The following is a 24,399-nucleotide window of genomic DNA, read 5'->3' on the forward strand; positions in this document are numbered from 1 at the left end:
CAACCAATGCGGCGTGCGGTCAATCGACTGCGCAGCCTGCTTGAGGCGATCACGGGTTGCATCATCGAGCTTTACGCCAAGGGTAGTGGTAGCCATTGGTTTGTCCTGTATGAGCTGGAGCACGGCAAATAATCGCCGGGAACAATTTTGGACGTCGCCCCGCGACGGCCCCGAGGGGTGGCCGCCATGGGTGGCGGGTCACAAAAAATCTGGCGAGAGATTAAACCTCAGAAGGCGCAAGGTGCAACTAGGTGCAACCAAACAAAATCAAGGTTTCAGCAGCACTCAATATCACTGAGTCCCGCTGCCTTCTGGCGCAAGCCCAATACGGACCAGGCTCTAGCTAAAATCACCTGCAGCACAAGGAAAACGCTCGTTTTAAAAAACCGCACTGCTTCCGACGACAGGTATAACCAAAACACCGACATGGTTGCACCAAGGCTTTTATTCACACCTCAACTGAGCAAAGCACAACAGATCACTCTCCGTGCAGTGGCCGACGGAGTGCGCACACAACCTGCAAAACCAGCCACCGGACGATAATGCAGAAGCCCGACGGTAGGACTCAGGCGATGGAGCGCATAGCCGGGCGACATAATGTCGCGCTAAGCTCAGGTCGAGACTCACAAGGAGATGACCATGACTGCCAAGGAAGCGCAATTGACCGAACTGCTCAGCCTGTCCACGCGCACACTCACCCACCTGACGGCTGCTATTACTGCAATGTCGTTTGAACTGCTGAACACCCAGGACGGCACAGTAAACGCCACCGCGCACAAGATGATCGAGCGCATGCTGGCGATCAACAGTGAGCTGGATCAACAATGGCAACTGCTCAGCCAACTGGCTGGCACGCAGCCGGAACCCAGCAGCACGCTTGAGCAAGTAGTGCTAAAAAGCCTGGAACCGACAGCAGGTGAGTACTGAGTCAAAGTCATAAGCCGCAATAAATAGGCTGCCCAACTGACCGCAGCCCCAACCGGAAACGTGACGCCCGCCTGCATACCCCGAGCAACGCCAAGCCCGCGCGCCAGCCAATAAGCACCTTGACGCGCGACGCCATCACAAAGCCAGCGGCGCACCAACTTAAGGCTAAAACTGTCCACCTAGTCAATTATCAGTGCACACAGGCACGCGCCAGCGCATGCCTACCAGCCTGCGTACTTGCCCCTAGCAGAGCCGCCAGCGCCCTGTGGCGTGACAACACAGACAACTATTAAACTTGGCCTTTTTCTTGCTGTAGGATCAGCCAGCCTGACCACTCAGACAGGTTTAAAACGATAATTCAGCACTTTGGGGAGCACCACTCAATGAACCGTACTCTTTCCTCTCTCGTCCTGGCTGGCGGGCTGCTGGCGGGCAGCCAGGCCATGGCAGGCGACCTGCTGTACTGGCAGAACAACAGCCTGACCTATCTATATGGCCAGGACTTCAAAATCGACCCTGAGATCCAGCAGACCATCACCTTCGAACATGCCAGCGGCTGGAGCTTCGGCGACCTGTTCTTCTTCGTCGATACGATCAAGTACAACACTGAAGCCACCAACGGTTCAGGCGACGGCCACACGTTCTACGGCGAACTCTCACCGCGCCTGTCTTTTGGCAAAATGTTCAATACCAAGCTGGAATTCGGCCCTATCAAGGACGTGCTGCTCGCCGCCACCTATGAGTTTGGCGAAGACGACAACGAGTCTTACCTGATCGGCCCAGCCATAGACCTGGCCATCCCCGGCTTCGATTACTTCCAACTCAACACCTACCTGCGCACCCCTGATGGCAAGCGCGATGGCAAAAACGTCTGGCAGATCACTCCTGTATGGAGCTACACCATTCCGGCAGGTAAATCTGACATCGTTATCGACGGCTTCATGGACTGGGTGGTGGATAACGATAAAACCTACCACGCCAACCTGCACTTCAACCCACAAATTAAGTACGACCTGGGCAAGGCGATGAACTGGGGCGAGAAGCAACTGTATGTCGGTATCGAATACGACTATTGGAAGGATAAGTACGGCATCAAGGACAGCGGTTTTGTCAGCGACAACTTTGTCGGCGCTACCGATCAGAACACCGCCAGCCTGCTGGTAAAAGCGCACTTCTGATGCTCCTGCGCGCCTCGTCAGCGCATCTACACAGATGCTGGCGAGGCACGCAAAGGCAACATTGTTTACGTCATTTCACAGATTGCGGCGTAATTGGCGCGCAAATAGGGTCTTCTACTCTGAAGCCCAAAAGCGGAGCCCCAATATGCCCACTCTTATGCGCACCCTGCTGCTCAGCCTGTTGGTCACGCTGAGCGCTTGTAGCAGCCTGCACCCGCGCGACCCATTACGCATCGAACTCGTTGGTATCGAACCACTACCTGGTGAAGGCCTTGAAGCCCGCTTCGCGATCAAACTGCGCGTACAGAATCCGAATAACAGCACCATCGATTTCAATGGCGTGGACCTAGAGCTACGCGTCAACAACCAACCCCTACTCAGCGGCGTTAGCCCACAAAGCGGGCAAATACCGCGCTACGGCGAAGCCCTGCTCAACGTACCGGTCAGCCTCTCCGCCTATGCCGCACTACGCCAGGCCTGGGCCGCAGCGGGTTACCAGAATGGCCAGGGCCTGCCCTATGAACTGCGCGGCAAGCTAGCCAACGGTCTATTCGGCACCTGGCGCTTCAACGACTTTGGCACCCTGAATTGGCCACAGCCGCCAACCCAGTAAAACAGTAAAGGCAAAACCCTATACAATATGCGGCCTTTAATTCCAGCCACCAAAAGGACCCGCCGTGAGCACTCTGCCACCCTGCCCCAAATGCAACTCCGAATACACCTATGAAGACGGCGCACAACTGGTCTGCCCCGAGTGCGCGCATGAGTGGTCAGCCAATGCTGCAACCGACGCGGCGGATGACACCAAGGTGATTAAGGACTCAGTAGGCAACGTGCTGCAGGACGGCGATACCATCACCGTGATCAAGGACCTGAAGGTCAAAGGCTCGTCGCTGGTGGTAAAAGTCGGCACCAAGGTCAAGGGCATCCGTCTGTGCGATGGCGATCACGATATCGACTGCAAAATCGACGGTATCGGTGCGATGAAACTGAAATCCGAGTTCGTCCGCAAAGTCTGATTGCGCCACCGGCACAAGCAAAAGCCCCAGCACCTGCTGGGGCTTTTGCTATTCACGAGCAACCAGCTGTTTAGCGACCTTGTTAACGAAAAGAGCTTGCCGTCCAGGCATCTACTGCGCAATTAGCTAGCATCACTGAAAGAACAGCTGCTCACTCAACGCCAACCTCGGAGGTCGTCATGCGTATCACCGCGCTGTGCTTGTGGTTGCTGACGTCCTGCGCGATACAGGCCGATGACTGGAAGGTCGTGGGTGACGAGCAGTTCGCCCCCTACAGTTTTGTCACTCTCGAGGATGACCAACCGCGAGGCCTGGACGTCGAGCTGGTGGAAGCCGTAATGCAAGCTGCCAATATTCCCTACAACCTGCGCCTGTACCCCTGGGAGCGGGTCAAACGCATGCTTGATCGCAAAGAGGTGGCGATGGCCTTTCAGTTCGCCGGCACCCCCGAGCGCATGCAGCAGTACGAACTGGTCGGGCCGATCCGCACCGGCTCCACCGTGTTTATGACCACTGGCAAAACGGCTATCCGCGACTGGCTTATCCTGGATGACCTTTCGCCCTACGTCATCGGCCAGGTGCGCGGCTACTCTTACCAAACGGCCTTCGACAAAGCCGATCTGCGCCGCGACAGCAGCGCGCAGAACCCACGCCAATTGGTCTCGATGCTGCTGGCCGGACGTATCGACATCATCGTCGGCGACCGTGCTCAACTGATGTACTTCGTCCGTGAACAACGCGCCGAACATGAGGTGCGTGTTCTGTTCAAACCCTTAGTGGAAATGCCACGTTATGTGGCCTTCGCCAAGGGTGATCGCAGCCGTGCCGAGCAGTTCGCAGCAGCCCTTGAGCGTTTAAGACAGGCTGGCACATTGGAAATCATCTACCGGCGCTGGCAATAGATCGCCCGCCCAAACAGTCCTGGAGTTGCCATGCGCAGCCTTACCGTCTTACTACTCTGTACCTGTCTATTACTCAGCGCCTGCGGCCTGGGAGAAACAGCCGCAACCGCCAGCCTGCAAGCCGAACAGGCGGTGCAACTGCAAAAGCAGACAGAACAACTCAAGCTGCAAATTGAAGCGGCTAACGCGCAGAGCAACAAGCGCCTGGAACAAAGCTACTAAAAGGCGGGAAAGCGCAGAAGAATTAGTGGCGCCAATGCAGACCAGCGGTTCAAGCCAGCAGCCGACGCCCAGCAAAGCTGGTAATAACGCTTACTGCACCGGCAAGAAGTTCATAAACAGCAGCCCCTGGGCATAGCTGACCCCCATGCGCCGATAGCGCTCATCCAGCACATCAGTCAGCAGATCCAAGCGCGCCACAATCTTGCCGAACTCCACGGCATAGCTGAGGTTTCGCCCTTCAGCGGAAATCTCGTTGGATAGCAGCCATGGTTTGCCTAGCGCATCGGTGCGCTGAGCCAGCATCCAACTGGCCTTCTCGATATTGCGCGCGGCGTTGTGAATAAACTGCGGATCAAGCGTATCGCTCAGGTAATACTCGGTACGGCCGCCATGGGCGGTAATCAGCATGCTCGCCAGTGAATAGATAAAGGCCCCGACGCGATCGCCCTGATACTCGGCGCTCAGCGCATAACCCAGCGCTGCAATATCAGTACGCCCACCGAGCTGTGGCAGCGGCTGGTCCAGCTCGATTGCCCGTTGCACTTCTCGCTTAGCCGCGTCCACATTGGCCAAGCCGGTTTTGTGCCACTCGCGCGGATTACGCAGGTACAGCTTGTCCATCAAGCGATAGAGGCTGTTGAGGTTGTTGCGCATGCCGATAGTTGCCATGCGGTCAGCATGGCTCTGGAAGAACTCGGTGGGTTTGATTGGGCTGCTGTTGCTGATGATGCTCTGGTGGTCCTGCCGTGTGGAGCAACCACTCAAGGCCAGCAGCGTGAGCAAGGTGAACAGCAGCCCGGGCACAAGCAACCCCCGCCTCGCCATAGCCAAAATAGGCAGTGCATGGGCGCGCGTTTCCAGCCTTGGTAAACGCTGCACAGTACTCATCAGAGGAGGTCATCCGCTGCGGTGTGATGGAGTAACGCTAGCAACAAAATCCAGATTGGCCAATTTTTCTGCCAAAAGGCATGACTTACAGCACAATCAAGCACCTAGCTGCGTAAGCTCAAGTCGCGTCCCAACTGACCGCCACACATGCAAAAAGTTAGTAAGCTCGTGAAAAACTATCGAAAAAAGCCCGTCGCAGAGCGGTTTTAGCGATATCATCCGCGGCTTTTTGCTGCCGAGTCACCCATGCTGCGCCTGCTTACCCTGCTCTGCCTGCTTATTGCCCTCCCTGCTTTTGCTGATGCTCCACAAACCTTCAGCGCCGCCAAGAAGATTGCCTGGCGAATCTACGCCGTACGCCCCAGTACGTTCTATTGCCACTGCGCGTACCAAGGCAATCAGGTTGACCTCAACAGCTGCGGCTACAGCCCGCGCAAACAACTACGTCGCGCCCAACGCGTGGAGTGGGAGCATGTGGTGCCCGCCTGGGTGATCGGCCATCAACGTCAATGCTGGCAAAAAGGCGGGCGTAAAAACTGCGCACGTAACGACGCCACCTTCAAGGCTGCCGAAGCCGACCTGCACAACCTGGTGCCAAGCATCGGTGAAGTGAATGGCGACCGCTCCAACTACGCCCTGGGGATGCTCAGCGATACACCGCAGCAATACGGCGCCTGCCCCATGGTGGTTAACTTCAAGGCCAAGACCGCTATGCCACCGGTACACGCCCGCGGTGCAGCGGCACGCATCTACCTATATATGGCTGAGCACTACCAGTTGCGCCTGTCCAAACTCGACCGACGCACTTACGAAGCCTGGAACCGGCAGTACCCAGTCAGCGAATGGGAGCGCTGGCGTAACCAGCAAGTAGGCTGCGTTATGGGCCACAGCAACCCCTATGTCGGGGCTCTCGACATAAGCCAATGCAGCCCACTGCGCCGAGCTGCGGTGGAACAGCGCAAACGCGGCTAACGACCGCTCAGCGCTTTTACACAGCCTTTACACTGCCCGATGCAATGCCGAGCAATATCCGCGGTCGAAACCACAAGCCGGAAAGACCGGATTGCAGAGGAATATCAATCATGCTGTCGCGTATCCCCCTTATCACAAGCCTGGTAGCCAGCGTTGCGCTGCTTAGCCAAGCGCCGGCACAGGCCTCCAATCGTGACGCGGCGATTGCCGGCGCAGTGGTTGGGGCGGTCATTGGTGGTGTCATCGTCAGCCAAAGCCGCCCGGTGCAGGTTTATAGCCCGCCACCGCCGGCTTATTACCCACCACCGCCTGTAGCTTATTACCCACCACAACCGGTGGCCTATTACCCGGCTCAACCGGTGTACTACCCACCGCAGCCGGTGTATTACCAAGCAGCCCCGGTGTATTACGCCCCACAACCACCACGACACCAGCGCCGGCATGGCCATGACCAATACCGCCACGACGGCTATGGCCGCGGCTGGTAAAACAAAAAGTCCCGCATATGCGGGACTTTTTGTTGGAGCCAAGGCTGGCCAAGAGCCAACCGGTCTCACTCCGTACGGAAGCGGACCACGAGCTGCTTCAGCTCACCGCTCAAGCCGCTTTGCTCCTGGGCATAGCTCTCCACCTCGGATGCCTGAACAGATATCTGCGTCACCGCCTCGTTGATGGAGACAATGTTCTGGTTGATCTCCTCGGTCACCAGATGCTGCTCCTCAGTCGCCGTGGCGATCTGCATGGTCATGTCGCGAATCATCTGCACCTTGTTTTCAATGCTTTCAAAGGCTGCCATAACCTCGCCAGACAGCTCAATGGCCTTACCCGACTCGACCAAACTTTGGTCCATGCTCACCGTTACTTCCTTGATACGGTTAACCAGCAGGTTAAGGATGTTGTTGATCTGCTCGGTGGAATCCTGAGTGCGCTTGGCCAGGTTACGCACCTCATCGGCTACCACCGCGAAGCCACGTCCTTGTTCACCGGCCCGGGCGGCCTCAATGGCCGCGTTTAAGGCCAACAGATTGGTCTGCTCGGCGATTTGCTGAATGGTCGAGAGGATATTGTTGATATTGACTGTTTCTTTCTCCAGCTCCTGAATCACCTTGCTGGAGTTCTGAATACTGCTGCCTAGGTTATTGACACCAGAAGTACTGCGAGCAATCACCTCTTTGCCATTACGCGTCGCCAGCAACCCCTGCTCCGATACCTCGGCGGTCTGCACACAGGTCTTGGCTACCTCATTGGCCGCCGAAGACATTTCCGTCACCGCCGTAACGATTTGCTCCACCGCGCTCAACTGGCGTTGCAGGGTGGCCGACATCGCGGTGGTGCGCTTATTGGTGTCGCTGGACACGCCATGCATGCTGATGGCGTTTTCCTTGATCACCTTGATCATGCCCTGGATCGACTCGATGAACTGGTTGAACCATTTGGCCAACTCACCCGTTTCATCCTTGCTGAACAGATCCAGGCGGCGGGTCAGGTCACCTTCCCCCTGAGCGATGGTGCGCAAGCCCTCCTTCACCAGATTGATCGGGTTGACGATACGGTTAGCGATAACCACCCCAGCGAAACCAAACACCAGCAGCAGAACCACACAGACAACCAGGGTTATCCATGTCAGCTCGCGGGCGCTCGCATAAATCTCATCGGCCTGTTTGAAGCCAACAAACTTCCAGCCCAACTCAGGCGAGGTGTAAACGTTGGCCATATAGTCGACGCCATCAATAGACACTTCGACCAGGCCGTTCTGGGTCTTCTCAATGGTTTTGAAATACTCGCTGGGCAGCTCGCTGACCTTCTTGAAGTTATTGTTCGGCTGCAGGCCATCCACCAGCAAAGTGCCGCTACCTTCTACCAGCATCAGAAAACCGGTGTCACCGAAGCGGACCTTTTGCGCCATGTCCGTGAGTGCTTTTAGCGACACATCCACCGCAACAACCCCGGCAAACTGGCCGGCATTGTCTTTGAAGCCCTTGAGTACCGACACATAGACCGCGTCATCTGCTTCCCAGTAGTAACCGTCACGGCGAGCCAGAGTGAAATTGGCGTCTTTACCGATGGTGTACCAGGGCCGCTTACGTGGGTCCCAATCGCCATAATCAGCTGTACCTGGCCACTCCACATACGCACCATTGGTATCGCTCATATAAACGTAACCAAAGGTGGGATTGTTGTTACCGATGCTGGAGTAGTAATCGAAAATTTGCTTTTCCCGCCCGCCATTCGCTGTAGCGACCTGACCAGGCTTGCGCGCGGCACCAAAATAGGTGCTCAGCTCACCGCCCTGGGTATCCTTCACGGCCGGGTATTCCGCCAGAGCGGAAACGGTGTAACCCACCGAATCAAAGAACGTGGCGAAGCTATTGTTTACCAGTTTCATATCCAAGCTGCTGGATACCAGAAAGTTCTCTTTGGCCTGCTCCGTGACATTACGAATCGTTAGCAACGCCACAACCAGCACCGGAATAAGGGTTGCCACGAGAAAACTCACCAGCAATTTAGACCTGATATTCATGGAGCATCGCCTTCAATGGTGTCTGTAGATAGGTTGTATCGACGGGATTAAGCAATTATTAAGCCTGACCACCTAAAAATCAGATGGTGTGTACAGAACACTGCGTAACCAAACCGCTTAAGACAGCTAAGCTCATAAGCCTAGGCAGCAAAATATGCCTTTGGGGGAAATGGAATGTCGCACTTACATGACCTGCAGGAGTTAGGCCCGCTGCACGAAAAAATGCATTTCCTTCTGCAAACCCTGCAGCACAAGTACCCCGAGGTGGAGCGCTTGGCTGTGGCCCTGTATGACCATGGCAGTGACTGGGTGAAAACCTTTGTTGCCGTGGAAAACCAGCCCAACCCCTTGCCGCTTTACCACGCCCAACTCAAGGACACCACTTGGCTGCTGGCCGTCGCCACGAACCAGACGCCGCGAGTCATCAACGACTTTAACGTGCTGCAGAACAGCCAGAAAACCCACGTTCGCGCGCTACTCAATGCCGGATACCAGGCCAGCTACACCGTGCCCATGTGCGTTAACGGCTACTTCTTCGGTTTCGTCTTCTTCAACTCGCGCACGCCAAACATATTCCACGGCATGCTGCTCAGCGAGTTGGATGTGCTCGGCCACCTGGCCAGCCTGATGGTCTACAACGAGCGCTCCATCGTCCGCACCCTACTGGCCACACTCAAGTCAGCCATGACAATGACCCATGCCCGAGACCCGGAAACCGGCAACCACCTCGAACGCATGTCACGCTACTCGCGGCTGATCGCGCAAAAGCTGGCAAGCCAGCATGGTCTCGATGACAGCTTTGTCGAACACGTTTACCTGTTTGCGCCTTTGCACGACCTGGGCAAGATCACCATCCCCGACCGCGTGCTGCTCAAACCCGGCCGCCTATCTGATGACGAACAACAAATCATGCGCCAGCATGCGCGGGCGGGCCTCGACCTGGTCGACCAACTGCTGGAAAACTTCGGCCTGGCCAGCGTCAGCCAAGTGCAGATGCTGCGCCACATAGTCCTGCACCATCACGAACTCTACGACGGTAGCGGCTACCCATCCGGCCTTGCTGGCGAGGCCATTCCTCTGGAGTCACGCATCGTCACCGTGACCGACGTGTTCGACGCACTCACCAGTGAGCGCCCCTACAAGCAAGCCTGGAGCAATGAGCAAGCTTTCACATGGATGCTCGAACGCTCAGGCAGCATGTTTGATCCCGCTTGCCTGCAAGCACTGTTGGCGCAGCGTGAAGACGTCATGCATATCCAGCAATGCTTCTGCGAGAACCTGTACGGCTGAGCCAGCCACTCACAAGCAACACGGCACCGACTACTCGTCAGTGCCCGCCGATTCGATATAACGCCGTGTGAAATCACCTGCCGTCATCGGTCGACCATAAAAATAACCCTGGCCTTCACCACAGGCATAACGATGCATAAGCGCGGCTTGCTCCGCCGTCTCAATCCCTTCGGCAATCACCTCAAGCTGGAAGCCCGCAGCCAAGCGCGTAACGGCCTCAATAATGACGTCATCACGCGGGCTACGGTCGGCTCCACTGACAAAGGAACGATCGATTTTCAAGCGGCTGACGGGGTAATCCTTGAGCAGGCTGAGAGAGGCGAAACCGGTGCCGAAATCATCGAAGGCGATCCCCACGCCCAGCGAACGCAAATGATGCAACGGCTGCATAATGCGCTGCTCGTTACGCAGAATGGTGTTCTCGGTGATCTCCAACTCCAGAGCGGTGGCAGGCAGGTTGAAATCGACTAACGCGGCTTCCACCATGCCGGCAAAATCGCGCACACGAAACTGCGCAGCGAACAAGTTCACCCCGATACGAAACGGCCTAAGGCCCATGCCGCGCCACTGCGCGGCCTGCTGGCAGGCCGTGCGCAGAATCCAATCCCCCACCGGCACGGCCAGCAGTCCGGCTTCGAGCACCGAGAGAAACACGGCAGGCCCTGTTACCCCCTGGGTTGGATGGTTCCAGCGGATAAGCGCCTCTGCCCCGCACAACGAGCCATCGGCCAAATTGACCTGCGGCTGGTAATACAACTCGAACTCCTGACGCTCCCATGCCTGGCGCATCGACGAGCTGATCACGCCCTTGCGCGAGGCCGTTTGGCGTAACTCGGGAGTGAAGACATTGACCAGATGGCGGCCATCGGATTTAGCCTGATAAAGCGCCAAATCGGCATTGCCCAGCAGTTGTTCCTCCGTATCACCAGCGCCATTGCTGACCGCGACCCCCACACTCGCACCGATAAAAATCGGCTGTTCCTCAAATTCAATCTGCTCCTCAATGACACCGATCAGCTCCCGCCCCAACGCACGCGCTTTTACCGGGTCGGTAGTACCGGTAACGAACACCACGAACTCATCACCGCCAAGCCGGCTAACCATGCACTCACTCGGCACGGCCTGGCGCAAACGGGCCGCCACGACCTGCAGGACAAAATCACCCGCGCTATGGCCCAAGGTGTCATTAACATCCTTAAAGCCGTCCAGATCGATCAGCAGCAACGTGGCCGTTTGTTGCGCAGCCAGCGCCTCCTGGATGCAGTGCTTGAGCCGTGAGCGGTTGGCGAGCCCGGTCAGGTAATCGTGGTCCGCCGCATATTTAAGCTGCTTCTCCACCTCCGCGCGCACGGTTATGTCACGGATGATCGCGCCAAAACAGCGCTCATCGCCTTCCTGCCACTGCGACAGCGACAGCTCGACGGGAAACTGCGAGCCATCACGGCGCAGAGCGTTGAGATTGACCGGCGAACCAATGATCCGTGCCGGCCCGCCACTGGCAACCCGCGTAAAACCTGCGGCGTGATAACCACGCATCGGCGCAGGGATGATCAAATCTAGCGGTTGGCCAATTGCCTCCTGCGCCGAGTAGCCAAACAGCGTTTCGGCCGCCGCGTTCCAGGAGGTAATTAGGCTGCGACTGTCGGCACAAATAATGCCGTCGGGCGAGGTGGCGGCAATATGCCGGAAGCGGCTGCGCACTTCATTGCCCTCGCGCTCAAAGCGGCGCAGGTCGATGTACTCGCACACCAGCGCGGCTAAATCCTTGAGAACCTGCTCATCACGCACAGAGAAATCATGCCGCGGCTTGTGGTCAATCAAGCACAGACTACCCAACGCGTAACCATCGCTGGTCAGCAGCGGATACCCCGCATAAAAGCGAATATACGGCGCGCTCGTGACCAGCGCATTGCTGCGAAAGCGCTCATCCTCGTGGGCGTCCGCCACAACGAATACGCCCTCCCCCATAATCGCGTGAGTACAAAACGAGACTTCTCGGCTCGTCTCGCTAACATCCAAGCCAACTCGCGCCTTGAAGAATTGATGATCACGGTGCACCAACGACACCAGTACGATAGGCACATCGAAGATCCGCGAAGCCATCTGCACGATGCGCTCAAACTCCCGCTCCGGCCGTGATCCCACCAGTTCCAGGGCATCAAGGGCACGAATGCGGGCTTCATCGTTTAGAGGTCGTGGGTATTCACTCATAGTCGGAACCTATACCGGAACATGACCTTCACTCTAGTGGAAAAACCGCCCTTTTGTGCCCGGCAACGCAGCATGGCCACCAAGGACAGCAAGCTGGCACTGCACGCCACTGCCTAGATTCATGCAGAAGCTTAGAGTGGCAAAGTTAGTCACTGCCGAATACGCAGCAGTGCTTACTAAATCCCCCGCAGAGGAGACACGCTGATGAATGCAAAGGCCACGTTCACTCACATGCAGGACGGCACTGCCGACGACTGGCAGATCATCGCCAAGGACTTTAAGCAGCATGCCGACAAGCTGCCCGCACGCATCCTGACCCACTTGCAACTGCTGGATGGCGACTTCGGAGGTTTCCCGGTGGACCGCCTGACCCACTCACTGCAAACCGCCACCCTTGCCTACCGCGACGGCCGGGATGAGGAATACGTGATCTGCGCCCTGCTCCACGACATCGGCGACACCCTCGGCAGTTACAACCACCCAGACATCGCCGCTGCCATACTCAAGCCCTTTGTCAGCCCAGAGAACCATTGGATGGTTGAGAAACACGGGGTATTCCAGGGCTACTACTTCTTCCATCACCTGGGCATGGATCGCCACCTGCGCGAGCAATTCAAGGATCACCCGCAGTACCAGGCCACCATCGACTTCTGCGCGCACTACGACGCCGCCGCGTTTGATCCGCAAGGCGAAGTACTACCGTTAGCGTTTTTTGAGCCGATGCTGCGCCGGGTATTCGCCCAACCAAAGCAGTCGCTTTACAAGATGGTGGAGTAGGCTTAGGGCGGGCAGCCTGCCACCCAGATCAGGCTGATGGTTTCTGCTCAGCAGAACCCCAAGCCATAGGCGACACAGAGAAGTGTGTGAGGGACAGCCTGACGGGCCCAGTCGTGCACTGGCAGTGCTGCCCGCCTACCTCACCTAGCTGTCCGCAAATGCCGAAATAACTAACCCTTTACTGAACGCAACGCCCCGCATGAAACGGAGCGGCACGCTCTGCGCGATCAGAGGCTGTCGGTACGCAGGCCGGCATACAGGCGAGTCATTTCATTCAACTGGCGGAACATGGAGTCAGCGTTAACCGCCACCATGGTCGGCACGAAATCCTTGGAGGCAAACGCCTTGCTCGCAAACTGCCACTTGGCGTCGGTCTTGCGCAGCGCCTCGGCGATCTCTGGATTAGGTGCTTTGGCGGCCTGAAGCTCACGCATGATGGTGCCGAACTCTTCCACGGACGCCTTGAAATCAGCATCCAGATTCGGCGCCGTAACACCCCAGGCACGCGCCATATAGAACATCGCCGTGCGCTGGGTCAGCACGCGGTTCCAGCCACTGCGATTAATGGAGTGGGAAGCGGCATCGCCGTTGTGCTTCTCAAACAGGTCAACCATCTGCTGGCATTCCTTCACCAGTGTCTCGGCCTTGGCCAATACCTGCGGCGCTTGAGCCTTGTCCGGCTGAGCAGTAATCAAAGGTTTGTAGTCGACCCAAGCAGCCTCAACCCGCGCCAGCGAAGCGCGGATTTCGTCATTGGGCGCGTAATCTTTGAGTTGCTGATGATGATCCTCAAACAGCGCGATGCTCTCATCACGCTGACGCATGGCCGAGTCGACCTTCACATCAGAGCCAATCATCAGGTAATCCTTGGCGATAATCTGGCCAAGGCTGCGCTGCAGGCCGGCCATGTTCATCGCTTCCAGCGGCGCCATTTGCGCCCAACTGGTCACGCTAACCAACAAACTACAACCGAGCAGCACTGCACGCATAAAACACTTCATCGACACGATATTTCCTCGATTCGCCTTATAGACGAGTCACAAAAAGCACATAGCTCACAACGCCGCAGCCGGTGTTGTGAGGTGAGGGGGACTGCTCGGTTCTTATAAAAATAGGCGCGCGAGTGAGTCGGGAAAACCACTTCAACGCCGGCAGCGGGCGCGCATCTTAATTCACCTTTGAGCCACTGACCTATTTAGGAAAATAGTTAGCCGGCTAACGGTTTCCACCAATAAATTCAGCGAGCGCCATCAATCCCAATAAACATAGAACATGCCAGCGTATTAGCTAAAAAATGAGAAGCGCGTCTTGCATTTATGCTCTAGGTTTCGCTGGCCATATCACAACACAGCCACCTTGCGGCCAGCTTTCTGCCAAGTGTGCTGCTCAGTGAGTCAAGAGAACGTGAATCGCCAAACAGGCGGAAGTATTCGCACAGAGTCGAGCCAAGCCTACTCCCAACCTGCCGCTACCAACGAGAGTGCACATGCCCTTGATCGTTCCCACGCGCCGCATGGGAATGCCGACCTCGACACTCTAGCGTCCACTAGCGGGCAGCAAACATCTGAGTCCAGTAGGCGACGCGCTACCGCAGTAAATCGGCCGCTGATTGACCGCAGGCATTCCGCCGCAGGTGTATTGTCATTACTTACTGGTTTCGCCCTTACGGCGAGTTACTTGATTCGCTGCGCTCACCCTGCGGGCCAGCCTTCGGCTGTTACTGCGCTTCGCTGCGTATCTCTTCACTCGCGCAGAAAATAACCAAAGAGAAAGCGCGCCCTGCATCCGGGTTTCGCTGCGCTCAACTCCCCTCGCTCCGGTGCTGTTCCGAGGGTCGGCAAGACGGGCCATCCATGGCCCGACATGCCTCGTTTGGCATCCATGCCAAACGCCCCTCTCCACATCACCTCCACTCGGCCTCCTGACGGGATTTGGGGACCGCGTTGCCTAGGTGACTTGTGGACGGCAGAGCGAAAGGCAAAAACAGAACAAAGGCCAAAGCATCGCGGCCATGGGCCGCTCCTACGGGTTCGTAGCCTGTAGGGCGGGTGAAACCCGCCATGCTTTTTGCTTTTCAACCAGCGATTTCACAGACGACGCCAAACGCCCCATCAGGAGGCCGAGTGGAATCGTTGTGGAAGGGAGTGAGCCGCATGGATGCGGCGAGAGGCTGGGCGCCACCGCGATAAAGGGCCAGGGACGGCCCTTGTACGCCGGCCCCTGGAGCAATGATGGAGCGAGGAAACGGAGCGAAGCGCAGTAACAGCCGAAGGCTGGCCCGCAGGGTGAGCGCAGCGAATCAAGTCGACGAAGTCGGGCCGGATGCAAGGGGCAAGACCTTTTGGTTACTTTTGGCGGGGCCGGCCATCCGGGCGTTTGCCAAAAGTGACCCGCCGTAATGGCGAAACGGAGCGCAGCGAAGTAACAGCCGCAGGCTGGCCCGCAGGGCGAGCGGAGCGAGTCAACCGTTAGCAACAACACATAGCGGCGGACACACACCCAAGACCAAAAGCCAATGCGCAAATCGTGGCGCATTGCCACCTATTCGCAGTAAGGTCGAGCCAACCCTATTCAAGGAAGAAGCATGGCAGCCAAATCCAGCCCACCTCGGCAGCAAAAACACCTTGCCGTGCTGATCGACGCCTACAACGCCTCCGCCGCAATCGTTGAAGGCCTGTTCGAGGAAATCGCCAACGTCAAACGCATCTACGGCGAACTCAACGCACATAGCACAGATTAATACCGAACTAAATGGTGGATGAAAAAGCGTCATCCACCCTACTCGCTACAGACTGAATAAATTAAATATATCAGGGAGTGTATATGGGAATTTTTGATTCCGGCATTGATCGAAACGAGTTTGAACAATTCAAGTCTGATTTTCTAGCCAAACTGTCAAGCCTAGAGAACTCTACTAACAGAAGAACCGCTGAGTTAGAAGCAGAAATAAAGCTAAAGGCGACTGATTCAGAGAATAGCGCTCGCGTTGCCGCAGAGAATGCGACTCAGATTGAGGCCAACATCCGATCCACTGAGCAACGGATCGGGGAGCTTTTACAAGCCCTCGAAAATTGCAACACCATTGCCACCGAAAAAGTCGCAGAAATTAATGATACTCAAACCAAGGCTCTAGAATATAACTCATCCCTTGAGTCTTCAATTGAGAGGACAGATGCTGCATTTAGTGAGTTCATAGAGAGAAAAGAATCACTAGATACATCCATAAACGAAACCCTTGAACAGGCTGGTAAAATCAAGCAACTTTTATCTGAAGGGGAATCCCTATCAAATAAAATTGATGAGATCATCAACCTAAACAACAAAGCAATTGAACAATGTAAAAATATAAACGACCTACTTGAGAGCGCGCTAAAAAAGAAAGTCAAAATTGATGATCTTCACAAGGAGATTTTTGGCTACGAAATTAGCGCAGATGACGGTTCAACTCAAAACATTGATGGTCTTCGCGATGAATTAGAAGAGGCTTACAGCGAAGTAAGAGACAAGGTTGAAAGCATCGACTCTACTATTGAAAAACTGGTTACCGATATAGTTTCGGCAAACCAAGAGAAAATGAATGAACATCAAGAAAAATTTGAACTTCTAGTCTCTGATTCTGGAAAGCAAATAAAGGCAGTTGATGACGAATTAAAAGCACTTATGCCCAAAGGTATGGCGGCCGGACTCAGCGCTGCATATGAAGAAAAAAAGGCTGAGGAAGTTATATCCCAAGGGAAATACTCGACCAGCTTTGGATATGCAATTATTGCCATGATTTGCATATCATGCATCCCATTCGGGGTTGATGCATACTTGTTAATTGAAAGAAATGCTGACATTGTGCAAGTAGTAAAAGACACGCCGAACTTAATACTATCAATACTGCCACTTTACTTCCCCGTACTTTGGTTCGCATTTTCAGCAAATAAAAAACTGAATCTCTCCAAACGCCTTATAGAGGAGTACACGCACAAAGCTGTTCTCGGCAAGACGTTTTCCGGACTATCAAATCAAATTATTAATTTGCCGCACGAATCTGCGGTTAAGGATGACCTCAGAACTAGGCTTCTTTTCAATATATTACAAGTTAGCTCAGAGAACCCAGGAAAGCTTATTACTGACTACAATAAATCGGACCACCCATTCATGGAAGCGCTAGAGAATAGCGCTAAATTAGGGGCTGCTATCGAGACCTTATCTAAACTTCCTGGCTTTTCTGCTTTGGCAGAAAAACTCTCGAAAAAATCAAACGACTTGTTTGATGGTCAGAATGCCAAGGTAGTAGATGGTTTAAATGCTCAAGACAAACTTGACTCCAACAGAGATACGACTGAGGATGCCGTCAAGAAAGAGCAATCTTAATTTAGGCCACACTCTGCCGATACTCCACTGAAAATCAATCAGCAAAAGGCCCACCAAAAAATGGGCCTTTCATTTCCTGCTATCAATCAATGCTACGCAAAATTTACCTCTCGATTCTTATCAGCCTTCCTCACCTGATACTCCCTCGCCGCCTGATGAAACGCCCCCAGTAGCGCGTTGTAATCCGCCTTCTCCCAATAGCGATACTCCGGATGCCACTGCACCCCAACGGCAAACGCCTTGGCACCGATCACGCTGACGGCCTCGATCTGCCCATCTTCAGCCACCGCTTCGATCTGCAAGCCTTCGCCAAGGCGATCAATCCCCTGACCATGCAGTGAGTTGACCTTAATTTCGCGCTCGCTGAGCAGTGTGTGCAGCACACCGCCTTCGGCCAGGGTGACGTTGTGCATCGGGCCGTAGGCCACGTCGTCCGGTACGTCCTTGACCTCACGGTGATCGAGACGGCCGGGTACGTTGTGCACTTCACGGTGCAGAGTGCCGCCGTACAACACGTTGAGTTCCTGCACGCCCCGGCAGATGCCGATAAAGGGAATGCCACGCTCGATGCAGGCGCGCATCAGGCGCAGCACGGTGGCGTCGCGGGGTTTATCGGCCAGGCCCAGGCCAGGGTGTTCGTCGCCGTAGAAGCTTGGGTGCACGTTGGACAGCGAGCCGCCGAACATGATGCCGCTGACACTATCGAGCACGGTGTCCATGTCCAGGTCGTCGCCGAAGGCCGGAATCATCAGCGGGAAGGCACCGTAGCCGGTGACTGCGCTGATGTACTTCTCGCCCACCAGATGAAACCAACCGATATCGCGGTCAGTCAGCTGCCAGCGGCACAGGGGAAGGCCAATAAAAGGTTTGTTCATAGCAAGTCCTCTTCATAAATAATTGAAGTGGGCTGCCCTTGGGAGAGCGGGCTTGCGGGTCACGCTATCCGTGAACCCGCTCACCCAAGGGGTGCCGTAACCGGCCAGGCCGGGCACTGCACCAACGCCGCGCCCGCGCGGCTGGTTTGTTGCGTGAAGCTGTTGCTGCTTGATGGGTATCGCTGCGCTCAACCCATCCTACGGTGCTACTTGTGTAGGAGCGGGGGGGACGCCTAGTCCTTGCCCGCGATTCGCGGTTGGCAACGATCGCGGCCAAGGCCGCTCCTACAGAATAATTGCGCCTGTGGGTGACTTGGCGTTGGCCTTGATCGCGGGCATGACGGAACGCCGCCCGGCCGCTCCTACAGGTAGTTCTGCGTATCAAAAAAGGGGGCTGATCCTGCGATCAGCCCCCTTGGTCTTTTAGTTAACCATTACTCGGGAAGGCAAACTGAGCCGCTTCATGCGAGGCGCGTTGCGGCCAGCGTTGGGTGATGGCTTTTTTGCGGGTGTAGAAGCGCACACCGTCCGGGCCGTAGGCGTGCAGGTCGCCGAACAGTGAGCGCTTCCAGCCGCCGAAGCTGTGGTAGGCCACCGGTACGGGCAGCGGTACGTTGACGCCGACCATGCCGACTTCGATTTCGTCGCAGAACAGGCGCGCTGCTTCACCGTCGCGGGTGAAGATGCAGGTGCCGTTGCCGTATTCGTGGTCGTTGATCAGTTGCATGGCAGCTTCCAGGCTGCCGACGCGGACGATGCACAACACTGGGCCGAAGATTTCATCGGTGTAGATGGTCATTTCCGGGGTGACTTTGTCGAACAGGGTGCCGCCGACGAAGTAGCCATTTTCGTTGCCCGCTACGACCAGGTCACGACCGTCGACCACCAGGCTTGCGCCTTGGGCGACACCAGCGTCGATGTAGCCTTTGACCTTGTCACGCGCAGCGCCAGTTACCAGCGGGCCCATGTCCAGACCGCAGGAGGTGCCGGCACCGATTTTCAGTGCTTTGATTTGCGGAGTGAGCTTCTCAACCAGCGCATCAGCAATCTGATCGCCGACGCACACGGCAACGGAGATGGCCATGCAGCGCTCGCCGCAAGAACCGTAAGCGGCACCCATCAGCGCGCTGACGGCGTTGTCCAGGTCGGCATCGGGCATCAGTACAGCGTGGTTTTTCGCGCCGCCCAGGGCCTGTACGCGCTTACCGCGCTTGGTGCCTTCGCTGTAGATGTATTCGGCAATCGGCGTGGAGCCAACGAAGCTCAGGGCTTTGACTTCCGGCGCAGCGATCAGCGCATCCACGGCTTCTTTGTCGCCGTGTACGACGTTGAGCACGCCTTTTGGCAGGCCGGCTTCTTGCAGCAGTTGGGCGATGTACAGGCTGGAGCTTGGATCACGCTCGGACGGCTTCAAGATAAAGCAGTTACCGCAGACGATGGCCAGCGGGTACATCCACAGCGGCACCATGGCCGGGAAGTTAAACGGGGTGATGCCAGCGACTACGCCGATTGGCTGCATGTCGCTCCAGGCGTCGATGTTCGGGCCGACGTTGCGGCTGTAGGTGCCCTTGAGGATTTCCGGGGCGGCGCAGGCGAATTCGACGTTTTCGATGCCGCGCTTGAGTTCACCGGCGGCGTCTTCCAGGGTTTTGCCGTGCTCTTCGCTAATCAGTTTGGAGATCGCGGCTTCGTGCTGCTCCAGCAGTTGTTTGAAGCGGAACATCACTTGGGCGCGCTTGGCCGGCGGGGTGTTGCGCCAGGCTGGGAAAGCGCTCTTGGCCGAATCGATGGCCAGTTGCATGGTGGCGCTATCGGCCAGGGCGACTTGTTTGCTGACTTCACCAGTGGACGGGTTGAACACGTCGGCGTGACGGCCAGTACCGGCGGTTAGTTCGCCGTGGATCAGGTGATTAACGATGCTCATGGAAACTCCTCGTAATTGTTCGGGAGGGCGGCGGCGCTGGGCGCAACCGCCAGTACTTACTTGATTTCGGTTTCAACAAAGACCACTTCGTGGTCACTGGCATTGATTACGTTGTGTTCGACACCGGCCTTGCGAAAGTAAGCCTGACCAGCCACCAGCGGCGCGTGTTTATCGCCCTCTGGGGTTTCCAGCAGCAGGGTGCCATTGCTCATGGGCACCACTACATAGTCATAACCGTGGCAGTGGTGACCGGTTTGCGCACCGGGGGCAAAGCGCCACTCGGTAACGATCACCTCATCGTTGTCCACTTGCACGGTCGCTACCGCTTGCGGGCGTGTGCTCATCAGTCGAGCTCAGCCAGTACATCACCCACGGCATTGAACACCGAGTCCAGCTGCTCAGGCGTGGTGTTGAAGGTTGGCCCAAACTGCAGGGTGTCGCCGCCGAAGCGCACGTAGAAGCCGGCGTTCCACAGTTTGATACCCGCCTCGAACGGACGAATCACGGGGTCGCCATCACGCGGGGTGATCTGGATCGCGCCGGCCAGGCCGCAGTTGCGGATGTCGATGACGTTTTTGCTGCCTTTGAGGCCGTGCAGCTTCTCTTCGAAGATCGGAGCCAGGGCCGCCGATTGTTCGATCAGGTTGTCACGCTTGAGCAGTTCCAGAGTGGCCAGGCCAGCGGCGCAGGCCACCGGGTGACCCGAGTAGGTGTAGCCGTGGCCAAACTCGACCATGTGCTCGGGGATCGCCTGGTTCATAAAGGTGTTGTAGATCTCGCTGGAGGCGATCACTGCGCCCAGCGGAATAGCACCGTTGGTGACCTGTTTGGCGGTGTTGATGATGTCCGGGGTAACGCCGAAGAATTCCGCGCCAGTCCATTTGCCCATGCGCCCGTAGGCGGTGATCACTTCGTCGAAGATCAGCAGGATGTTGTGCTGGGTGCAGATTTCACGCAGACGCTGCAGGTAGCCGGTAGGCGGCACGATCACCCCAGCGGAGCCAGACATTGGCTCGACAATCACTGCAGCGATGTTCGAGGCGTCGTGCAGTTCGATCAGTTTCAGCAGTTCGTTGGCCAGTTCCACGCCGCCGGTCTCGGCCATGCCTTTGGTGAAGGCCAGGTGCGACTGCAGGGTGTGCGGCAGGTGGTCGGCGTCCATCATCTGGCCAAACATCTTGCGGTTGCCGCCAATGCCGCCCAGCGAGGTGCCGGCGATGTTTACGCCGTGGTAGCCACGAGCGCGGCCGATAAATTTGGTTTTGCTCGGTTGGCCCTTCAAACGCCAGTAGGCGCGCGCCATTTTCACCGAGGTGTCGGCGCACTCGGAGCCGGAGTCGGTGTAGAACACGTGGTCGAGGCCGGCTGGGGTCAGCTCGGTGATTTTCTCGGCCAGTTGGTAGGACAGCGGATGGCCGTACTGGAAGCCCGGCGCGTAATCCAGAGTGCCGAGCTGCTTGGCTACAGCTTCCTGAATTTCCTTGCGGTTATGCCCGGCGCCACAGGTCCACAGCCCGGACAGGCTGTCGAAGATGCGCCGACCTTTGTCGTCGATAAAGTGGTTGCCGTCGGCCCCGACAATCAGGCGCGGGTCACGCTTGAAGTTGCGGTTGGCGGAAAACGGCATCCAATGCGCATCCAGCTTGAGCTGGCTGGCCAGGGACGGGACTTCGGTCTGCGGCATGTTCATGGTGCGGCCTCGCGAGGAAGGGCGGTGTTCTAAATAGAGAAGCAGTTGTCAGCAAAGGTGCCACGGGCTTAGAGTCAGGAAAACACGACTCTTTTTATCTTTAGTTAAGCCCTCACTAAACAATGAGCAGCACACGAATGAGCACACGTCGCCCCGCCCCGCTGGCCCAGGTCAGTGATTTTGATATTCGCCTGCTCAAGCTATTTCGCAGCGTGGTGGAATGCGGCGGTTTTTCCGCTGCAGAAAGCGCCCTGGGCATCGGCCGTTCGGCCATTAGCCAACAAATGAGCGACCTCGAACAGCGCCTCGGCTTGCGTCTGTGCCAACGCGGCCGCGCCGGTTTTGCCCTGACCGAGGAAGGCCGCGAGGTGTTCCAGAGCACCCAGCAACTGCTGGCCGCGCTGGAGAGTTTTCGTACCGAGGTCAACGGCCTGCACCAGCACCTGCGCGGCGAGCTGAATATCGGCCTGACCGATAACCTGGTGACGGTGCCGCACATGCGCATCACCCACGCCCTGGCGCGCCTCAAAGAGCGCGGCCCGGATGTGCGCATTCATATCCGCATGACCCCGCCCAGCGAAGTGGAACAAGGCGTACTCGATGGTCGCTTACACATTGGCGTGGTGCCACAGGTCAGTGCGCTGTCTGGGCTGGAATATCAGCCGCTGTATGACGAGCGTTCGCTGCTCTACTGCGCAGTCGGCCACCCGCTGTTCTATGTCGATGACCGCCAACTGGAGGATGAGCGCCTGGACAGCCAGGAAGCCATCGCGCCGACCTTCCGCGTGCCGCCCGAGGTGCAGAGCCATTACCAGGTGCTGAACTGCACCGCCAGCGCCTCGGACCGCGAAGGCATGGCGTTTCTGATTCTTACCGGGCGCTATATCGGCTACCTGCCCGACCACTATGCCCAGGCGTGGGTGCAACAGGGCCGCCTGCGCGTGCTGAAACCCGACAGCCGCTTTTATGACATCAGCCTGGCCTCGGTCACGCGCAAAGGCCGCCGTCCGCATCTGGTGTTGGAGAGCTTTCTCGAAGCGCTGGCGACCTCTTAAAAGGCACGCGCACCTTGTCGGTGCAAAAAATCCACGGCATATCGACCAGAAAAACTGCACACAGAATACAAAACAATCGTATACATAAGGCGCAACAAGACCTTCGACTATTGCTACGGAAAATCCGCACAAAGCTGACAACCTGGACAGCTTCTTGCAGTGGCCGGCGTGCCTGCGCGCATTTGCAGGTACGCCAACCCATTCACGGAACAGCCCCATGACCACTGAATCGCCAGCCACTTCCGATCTGCTTTACGGCCTTGATGACCGCCCTGCGCCATTGCCGGCGTTCTCCGCCGCGCTACAGCACGTGCTGGCCTGCTTTGTCGGCATTATCACGCCAACACTGATCATCGGCGGCGTACTCGGCCTCGCTGAGCAACTGCCCTACCTGATCAGCATGGGTTTGATGGTCTCCGGCGTGGGTACGCTGATTCAGGCGCGGCGGCCGTTCGGGATTGGCGCCGGCATGATCTGCGTACAGGGCACCAGCTTTGCTTTTCTCAGTGCGGTGCTCGGTGCCGGACTGATGGTCAAGGCACGCGGCGGCAGCCCGGACGATATTCTGGCGATGATCTTCGGCGTGTGTTTTTTCGGCGCGTTTATCGAGATGATCCTCAGCCGCTTTATTGGCCGTTTGCAGCGCATCGTCACGCCGCTGGTGACCGGTATTGTCATCACCATCATCGGCGTCAGCCTGATTAAGGTCGGCATCACCGATGTCGGCGGCGGAGTAAAAGCGGAGAACTTTGGCGCACCGATCAACCTGGCCCTGGGCGCTCTGGTGCTGCTGGTGATCATCGTGCTCAACCGCCTGAATAATGCCTGGCTGCGCCTCTCGGCAATCATCATCGGCCTGTTGGTTGGCTGCCTGGCGGCCTGGTTCTGCGGGGTGCTGGTGCCCAAAGCCTTGCCGGACCTGCCACTGATGAGCCTGCCCATACCGTTGCGTTACGGCTTCGCGTTTGACTGGATGGCCTTTATCCCAGTGGCCCTGATCTACCTGATTACCGCCATCGAAACCACCGGTGACCTGACTGCCAACTGCATGATTTCCAAACAGCCAATCAAAGGCCCCGAGTACCTGGCCCGCATCAAGGGCGGAGTGTTCGGCGACGGCATCAGTTCGCTGATTGCCGCGCTGTTCAACACCTTCCCCAACACCACCTTTAGCCAGAACAACGGGGTGATCCAACTCTCCGGCGTGGCCAGCCGTTACGTGGGTTACTACATCGGCGCGATTCTGATCGTGCTGGGGTTGTTCCCGCTGATCGGCGCGGTGCTCCAACAAATTCCCAAGCCGGTGCTCGGCGGCGCAACCTTGGTGATGTTCGGCAGCGTCGCGGCTGCCGGTATCCGCATCCTCGCCCAAGCACCGCTAGACCGCCGCAGCCTGCTGATCATGGCCACCAGTTTCGGCATCGGCCTGGGCGTTTCCAGCCAGCCGGAGCTGCTTAACCAGATGCCACAGTTGGTACAGAACGTCTTCGGCTCGGCCATCACCAGCGGCGGCCTTACCGCCATTCTGATGAACCTGCTGCTGCCGATGGACAGCGAACAGCGCCACTGACACTGGGCAGGCCTGA

The 24,399-nt window shown here is 56.9% G+C and carries 23 protein-coding genes and 1 pseudogene; 14 read left to right on the plus strand and 10 right to left on the minus strand.

The features are described from left to right. Nucleotides 1–96: hypothetical protein (locus VCA57_RS13980; RefSeq protein WP_411185908.1), on the minus strand; the 96-nt coding region annotated here is incomplete at its 3' end. A gap of 543 nt (nt 97–639) precedes the next feature. Here VCA57_RS13980 and VCA57_RS13985 point away from each other — a divergent pair. The 6 genes from VCA57_RS13985 to VCA57_RS14010 all read left to right on the plus strand — a co-directional run bounded on the left by VCA57_RS13985 (nt 640) and on the right by VCA57_RS14010 (nt 4,248). Continuing rightward, on the plus strand, nt 640–927 hold the full coding sequence (locus VCA57_RS13985; RefSeq protein ID WP_411185655.1) for a hypothetical protein: 288 nt from the start codon (nt 640–642) through the stop codon (nt 925–927). A 383-nt stretch (nt 928–1,310) separates the two neighbouring features. Beyond that, nucleotides 1,311–2,105 (plus strand): outer membrane protein OmpK, encoded by a 795-nt coding sequence (locus VCA57_RS13990; RefSeq protein WP_411185657.1) that lies wholly within the window; start codon nt 1,311–1,313, stop codon nt 2,103–2,105. Nucleotides 2,106–2,250: 145 nt separating this feature from the next. Then, nucleotides 2,251–2,718 carry an LEA type 2 family protein gene (locus VCA57_RS13995; RefSeq protein WP_411185658.1) on the plus strand — a complete coding sequence of 156 codons (468 nt, stop codon included), beginning with the start codon at nt 2,251–2,253 and terminating at the stop codon, nt 2,716–2,718. A 64-nt stretch (nt 2,719–2,782) separates the two neighbouring features. Further along, nucleotides 2,783–3,124: a zinc ribbon domain-containing protein YjdM gene (locus VCA57_RS14000; protein WP_411185660.1), complete on the plus strand. Its 342-nt coding sequence runs from the start codon at nt 2,783–2,785 to the stop codon at nt 3,122–3,124. Between the two features lie 179 nt (nt 3,125–3,303). Further along, entirely contained in the window at nt 3,304–4,026 is a 723-nt protein-coding gene (locus VCA57_RS14005) for a substrate-binding periplasmic protein (RefSeq protein WP_411185662.1), read from the plus strand. 30 nt (nt 4,027–4,056) lie between these two features. After that, nucleotides 4,057–4,248: a hypothetical protein gene (locus tag VCA57_RS14010; protein ID WP_411185663.1), complete on the plus strand. Its 192-nt coding sequence runs from the start codon at nt 4,057–4,059 to the stop codon at nt 4,246–4,248. Between the two features lie 90 nt (nt 4,249–4,338). Here the strand turns inward: VCA57_RS14010 and VCA57_RS14015 are convergent, their stop codons facing one another. Continuing rightward, nucleotides 4,339–5,073, minus strand: a complete 735-nt coding sequence (locus VCA57_RS14015) for a hypothetical protein (RefSeq protein ID WP_411185909.1) — start codon at nt 5,071–5,073, stop codon at nt 4,339–4,341. 309 nt (nt 5,074–5,382) lie between these two features. Between VCA57_RS14015 and VCA57_RS14020 the strand changes: the two genes are divergently transcribed. Both VCA57_RS14020 and VCA57_RS14025 read left to right on the plus strand, forming a co-directional pair. Beyond that, nucleotides 5,383–6,108, plus strand: a complete 726-nt coding sequence (locus VCA57_RS14020) for an endonuclease (protein WP_411185664.1) — start codon at nt 5,383–5,385, stop codon at nt 6,106–6,108. A 110-nt stretch (nt 6,109–6,218) separates the two neighbouring features. Continuing rightward, complete coding sequence (locus VCA57_RS14025; RefSeq protein WP_411185665.1) at nt 6,219–6,596, plus strand: hypothetical protein; 378 nt, start codon at nt 6,219–6,221, stop codon at nt 6,594–6,596. Between the two features lie 65 nt (nt 6,597–6,661). On the opposite strand, the gene VCA57_RS14030 is transcribed toward VCA57_RS14025, so the two are convergent. Together VCA57_RS14030 and VCA57_RS14035 are read right to left on the minus strand one after the other, a co-directional pair. Next, nucleotides 6,662–7,507, minus strand: coding sequence for a methyl-accepting chemotaxis protein (locus VCA57_RS14030; protein ID WP_411185910.1), 846 nt, complete (start codon nt 7,505–7,507; stop codon nt 6,662–6,664). 15 nt (nt 7,508–7,522) lie between these two features. Continuing rightward, nucleotides 7,523–8,629: pseudogene (locus VCA57_RS14035) on the minus strand (cache and HAMP domain-containing protein); the annotation flags it as partial. Between the two features lie 174 nt (nt 8,630–8,803). Here VCA57_RS14035 and VCA57_RS14040 point away from each other — a divergent pair. After that, on the plus strand, nt 8,804–9,919 hold the full coding sequence (locus VCA57_RS14040) for an HD-GYP domain-containing protein (protein ID WP_411185666.1): 1,116 nt from the start codon (nt 8,804–8,806) through the stop codon (nt 9,917–9,919). A gap of 30 nt (nt 9,920–9,949) precedes the next feature. Here VCA57_RS14040 and VCA57_RS14045 read toward each other — a convergent pair whose 3' ends face one another. Beyond that, complete coding sequence (locus VCA57_RS14045) at nt 9,950–12,130, minus strand: putative bifunctional diguanylate cyclase/phosphodiesterase (RefSeq protein WP_411185667.1); 2,181 nt, start codon at nt 12,128–12,130, stop codon at nt 9,950–9,952. A 204-nt stretch (nt 12,131–12,334) separates the two neighbouring features. On the opposite strand from VCA57_RS14045, the gene VCA57_RS14050 reads away from it, so the two are divergent. Next, the gene (locus tag VCA57_RS14050; protein WP_411185668.1) at nt 12,335–12,907 is read left to right on the plus strand and encodes an HD domain-containing protein; all 573 of its coding nucleotides are present in this window, start codon (nt 12,335–12,337) and stop codon (nt 12,905–12,907) included. Nucleotides 12,908–13,134: 227 nt separating this feature from the next. Here the strand turns inward: VCA57_RS14050 and VCA57_RS14055 are convergent, their stop codons facing one another. Next, on the minus strand, nt 13,135–13,908 hold the full coding sequence (locus tag VCA57_RS14055; protein WP_411185911.1) for a hypothetical protein: 774 nt from the start codon (nt 13,906–13,908) through the stop codon (nt 13,135–13,137). 1,583 nt (nt 13,909–15,491) lie between these two features. Between VCA57_RS14055 and VCA57_RS14060 the strand changes: the two genes are divergently transcribed. After that, complete coding sequence (locus tag VCA57_RS14060; RefSeq protein WP_411185921.1) at nt 15,492–15,647, plus strand: hypothetical protein; 156 nt, start codon at nt 15,492–15,494, stop codon at nt 15,645–15,647. Nucleotides 15,648–15,730: 83 nt separating this feature from the next. Continuing rightward, entirely contained in the window at nt 15,731–17,269 is a 1,539-nt protein-coding gene (locus VCA57_RS14065; RefSeq protein WP_411185669.1) for a hypothetical protein, read from the plus strand. A 92-nt stretch (nt 17,270–17,361) separates the two neighbouring features. Here VCA57_RS14065 and VCA57_RS14070 read toward each other — a convergent pair whose 3' ends face one another. The 4 genes from VCA57_RS14070 to VCA57_RS14085 form a co-directional block, all read right to left on the minus strand. After that, entirely contained in the window at nt 17,362–18,144 is a 783-nt protein-coding gene (locus VCA57_RS14070) for a gamma-glutamyl-gamma-aminobutyrate hydrolase family protein (protein ID WP_411185670.1), read from the minus strand. Between the two features lie 427 nt (nt 18,145–18,571). Continuing rightward, nucleotides 18,572–20,068, minus strand: a complete 1,497-nt coding sequence (locus tag VCA57_RS14075) for a CoA-acylating methylmalonate-semialdehyde dehydrogenase (RefSeq protein ID WP_411185671.1) — start codon at nt 20,066–20,068, stop codon at nt 18,572–18,574. A 56-nt stretch (nt 20,069–20,124) separates the two neighbouring features. Further along, nucleotides 20,125–20,412, minus strand: a complete 288-nt coding sequence (locus VCA57_RS14080; RefSeq protein WP_411185672.1) for a cupin domain-containing protein — start codon at nt 20,410–20,412, stop codon at nt 20,125–20,127. Continuing rightward, a complete protein-coding gene (locus tag VCA57_RS14085; RefSeq protein ID WP_411185673.1) occupies nt 20,412–21,758 on the minus strand; it encodes an aspartate aminotransferase family protein in 1,347 nt (448 codons plus the stop codon). Before VCA57_RS14085 ends, VCA57_RS14080 begins: the two co-directional genes overlap by 1 nt. Nucleotides 21,759–21,895: 137 nt before the next feature. Here VCA57_RS14085 and VCA57_RS14090 point away from each other — a divergent pair, with 137 nt between their 5' ends. Together VCA57_RS14090 and VCA57_RS14095 are read left to right on the plus strand one after the other, a co-directional pair. Next, entirely contained in the window at nt 21,896–22,813 is a 918-nt protein-coding gene (locus tag VCA57_RS14090; RefSeq protein ID WP_411185674.1) for a LysR family transcriptional regulator, read from the plus strand. A 217-nt stretch (nt 22,814–23,030) separates the two neighbouring features. Continuing rightward, entirely contained in the window at nt 23,031–24,383 is a 1,353-nt protein-coding gene (locus VCA57_RS14095; protein WP_411185675.1) for a uracil-xanthine permease family protein, read from the plus strand. Nucleotides 24,384–24,399: the final 16 nt, after the last annotated feature.

It is taken from the genome of Pseudomonas sp. (assembly GCF_046581935.1).
In the GTDB taxonomy this organism is placed as follows: Bacteria; Pseudomonadota; Gammaproteobacteria; order Pseudomonadales; family Pseudomonadaceae; genus Aquipseudomonas.

Coding starts and splice junctions, on each gene's coding strand:
- VCA57_RS13985 (WP_411185655.1), top strand. CDS start 640: ATGACTGCCAAGGAAGCGCAATTGACCGAACTGCTCAGCCTGTCCACG.
- VCA57_RS13990 (WP_411185657.1), top strand. CDS start 1,311: ATGAACCGTACTCTTTCCTCTCTCGTCCTGGCTGGCGGGCTGCTGGCG.
- VCA57_RS13995 (WP_411185658.1), top strand. CDS start 2,251: ATGCCCACTCTTATGCGCACCCTGCTGCTCAGCCTGTTGGTCACGCTG.
- VCA57_RS14005 (WP_411185662.1), top strand. CDS start 3,304: ATGCGTATCACCGCGCTGTGCTTGTGGTTGCTGACGTCCTGCGCGATA.
- VCA57_RS14010 (WP_411185663.1), top strand. CDS start 4,057: ATGCGCAGCCTTACCGTCTTACTACTCTGTACCTGTCTATTACTCAGC.
- VCA57_RS14015 (WP_411185909.1), bottom strand. CDS start 5,073: ATGGCGAGGCGGGGGTTGCTTGTGCCCGGGCTGCTGTTCACCTTGCTC.
- VCA57_RS14020 (WP_411185664.1), top strand. CDS start 5,383: ATGCTGCGCCTGCTTACCCTGCTCTGCCTGCTTATTGCCCTCCCTGCT.
- VCA57_RS14025 (WP_411185665.1), top strand. CDS start 6,219: ATGCTGTCGCGTATCCCCCTTATCACAAGCCTGGTAGCCAGCGTTGCG.
- VCA57_RS14030 (WP_411185910.1), bottom strand. CDS start 7,507: ATGATCAAGGTGATCAAGGAAAACGCCATCAGCATGCATGGCGTGTCC.
- VCA57_RS14040 (WP_411185666.1), top strand. CDS start 8,804: ATGTCGCACTTACATGACCTGCAGGAGTTAGGCCCGCTGCACGAAAAA.
- VCA57_RS14045 (WP_411185667.1), bottom strand. CDS start 12,130: ATGAGTGAATACCCACGACCTCTAAACGATGAAGCCCGCATTCGTGCC.
- VCA57_RS14050 (WP_411185668.1), top strand. CDS start 12,335: ATGAATGCAAAGGCCACGTTCACTCACATGCAGGACGGCACTGCCGAC.
- VCA57_RS14055 (WP_411185911.1), bottom strand. CDS start 13,908: ATGAAGTGTTTTATGCGTGCAGTGCTGCTCGGTTGTAGTTTGTTGGTT.
- VCA57_RS14060 (WP_411185921.1), top strand. CDS start 15,492: ATGGCAGCCAAATCCAGCCCACCTCGGCAGCAAAAACACCTTGCCGTG.
- VCA57_RS14065 (WP_411185669.1), top strand. CDS start 15,731: ATGGGAATTTTTGATTCCGGCATTGATCGAAACGAGTTTGAACAATTC.
- VCA57_RS14070 (WP_411185670.1), bottom strand. CDS start 18,144: ATGAACAAACCTTTTATTGGCCTTCCCCTGTGCCGCTGGCAGCTGACT.
- VCA57_RS14075 (WP_411185671.1), bottom strand. CDS start 20,068: ATGAGCATCGTTAATCACCTGATCCACGGCGAACTAACCGCCGGTACT.
- VCA57_RS14080 (WP_411185672.1), bottom strand. CDS start 20,412: ATGAGCACACGCCCGCAAGCGGTAGCGACCGTGCAAGTGGACAACGAT.
- VCA57_RS14085 (WP_411185673.1), bottom strand. CDS start 21,758: ATGAACATGCCGCAGACCGAAGTCCCGTCCCTGGCCAGCCAGCTCAAG.
- VCA57_RS14090 (WP_411185674.1), top strand. CDS start 21,896: ATGAGCACACGTCGCCCCGCCCCGCTGGCCCAGGTCAGTGATTTTGAT.
- VCA57_RS14095 (WP_411185675.1), top strand. CDS start 23,031: ATGACCACTGAATCGCCAGCCACTTCCGATCTGCTTTACGGCCTTGAT.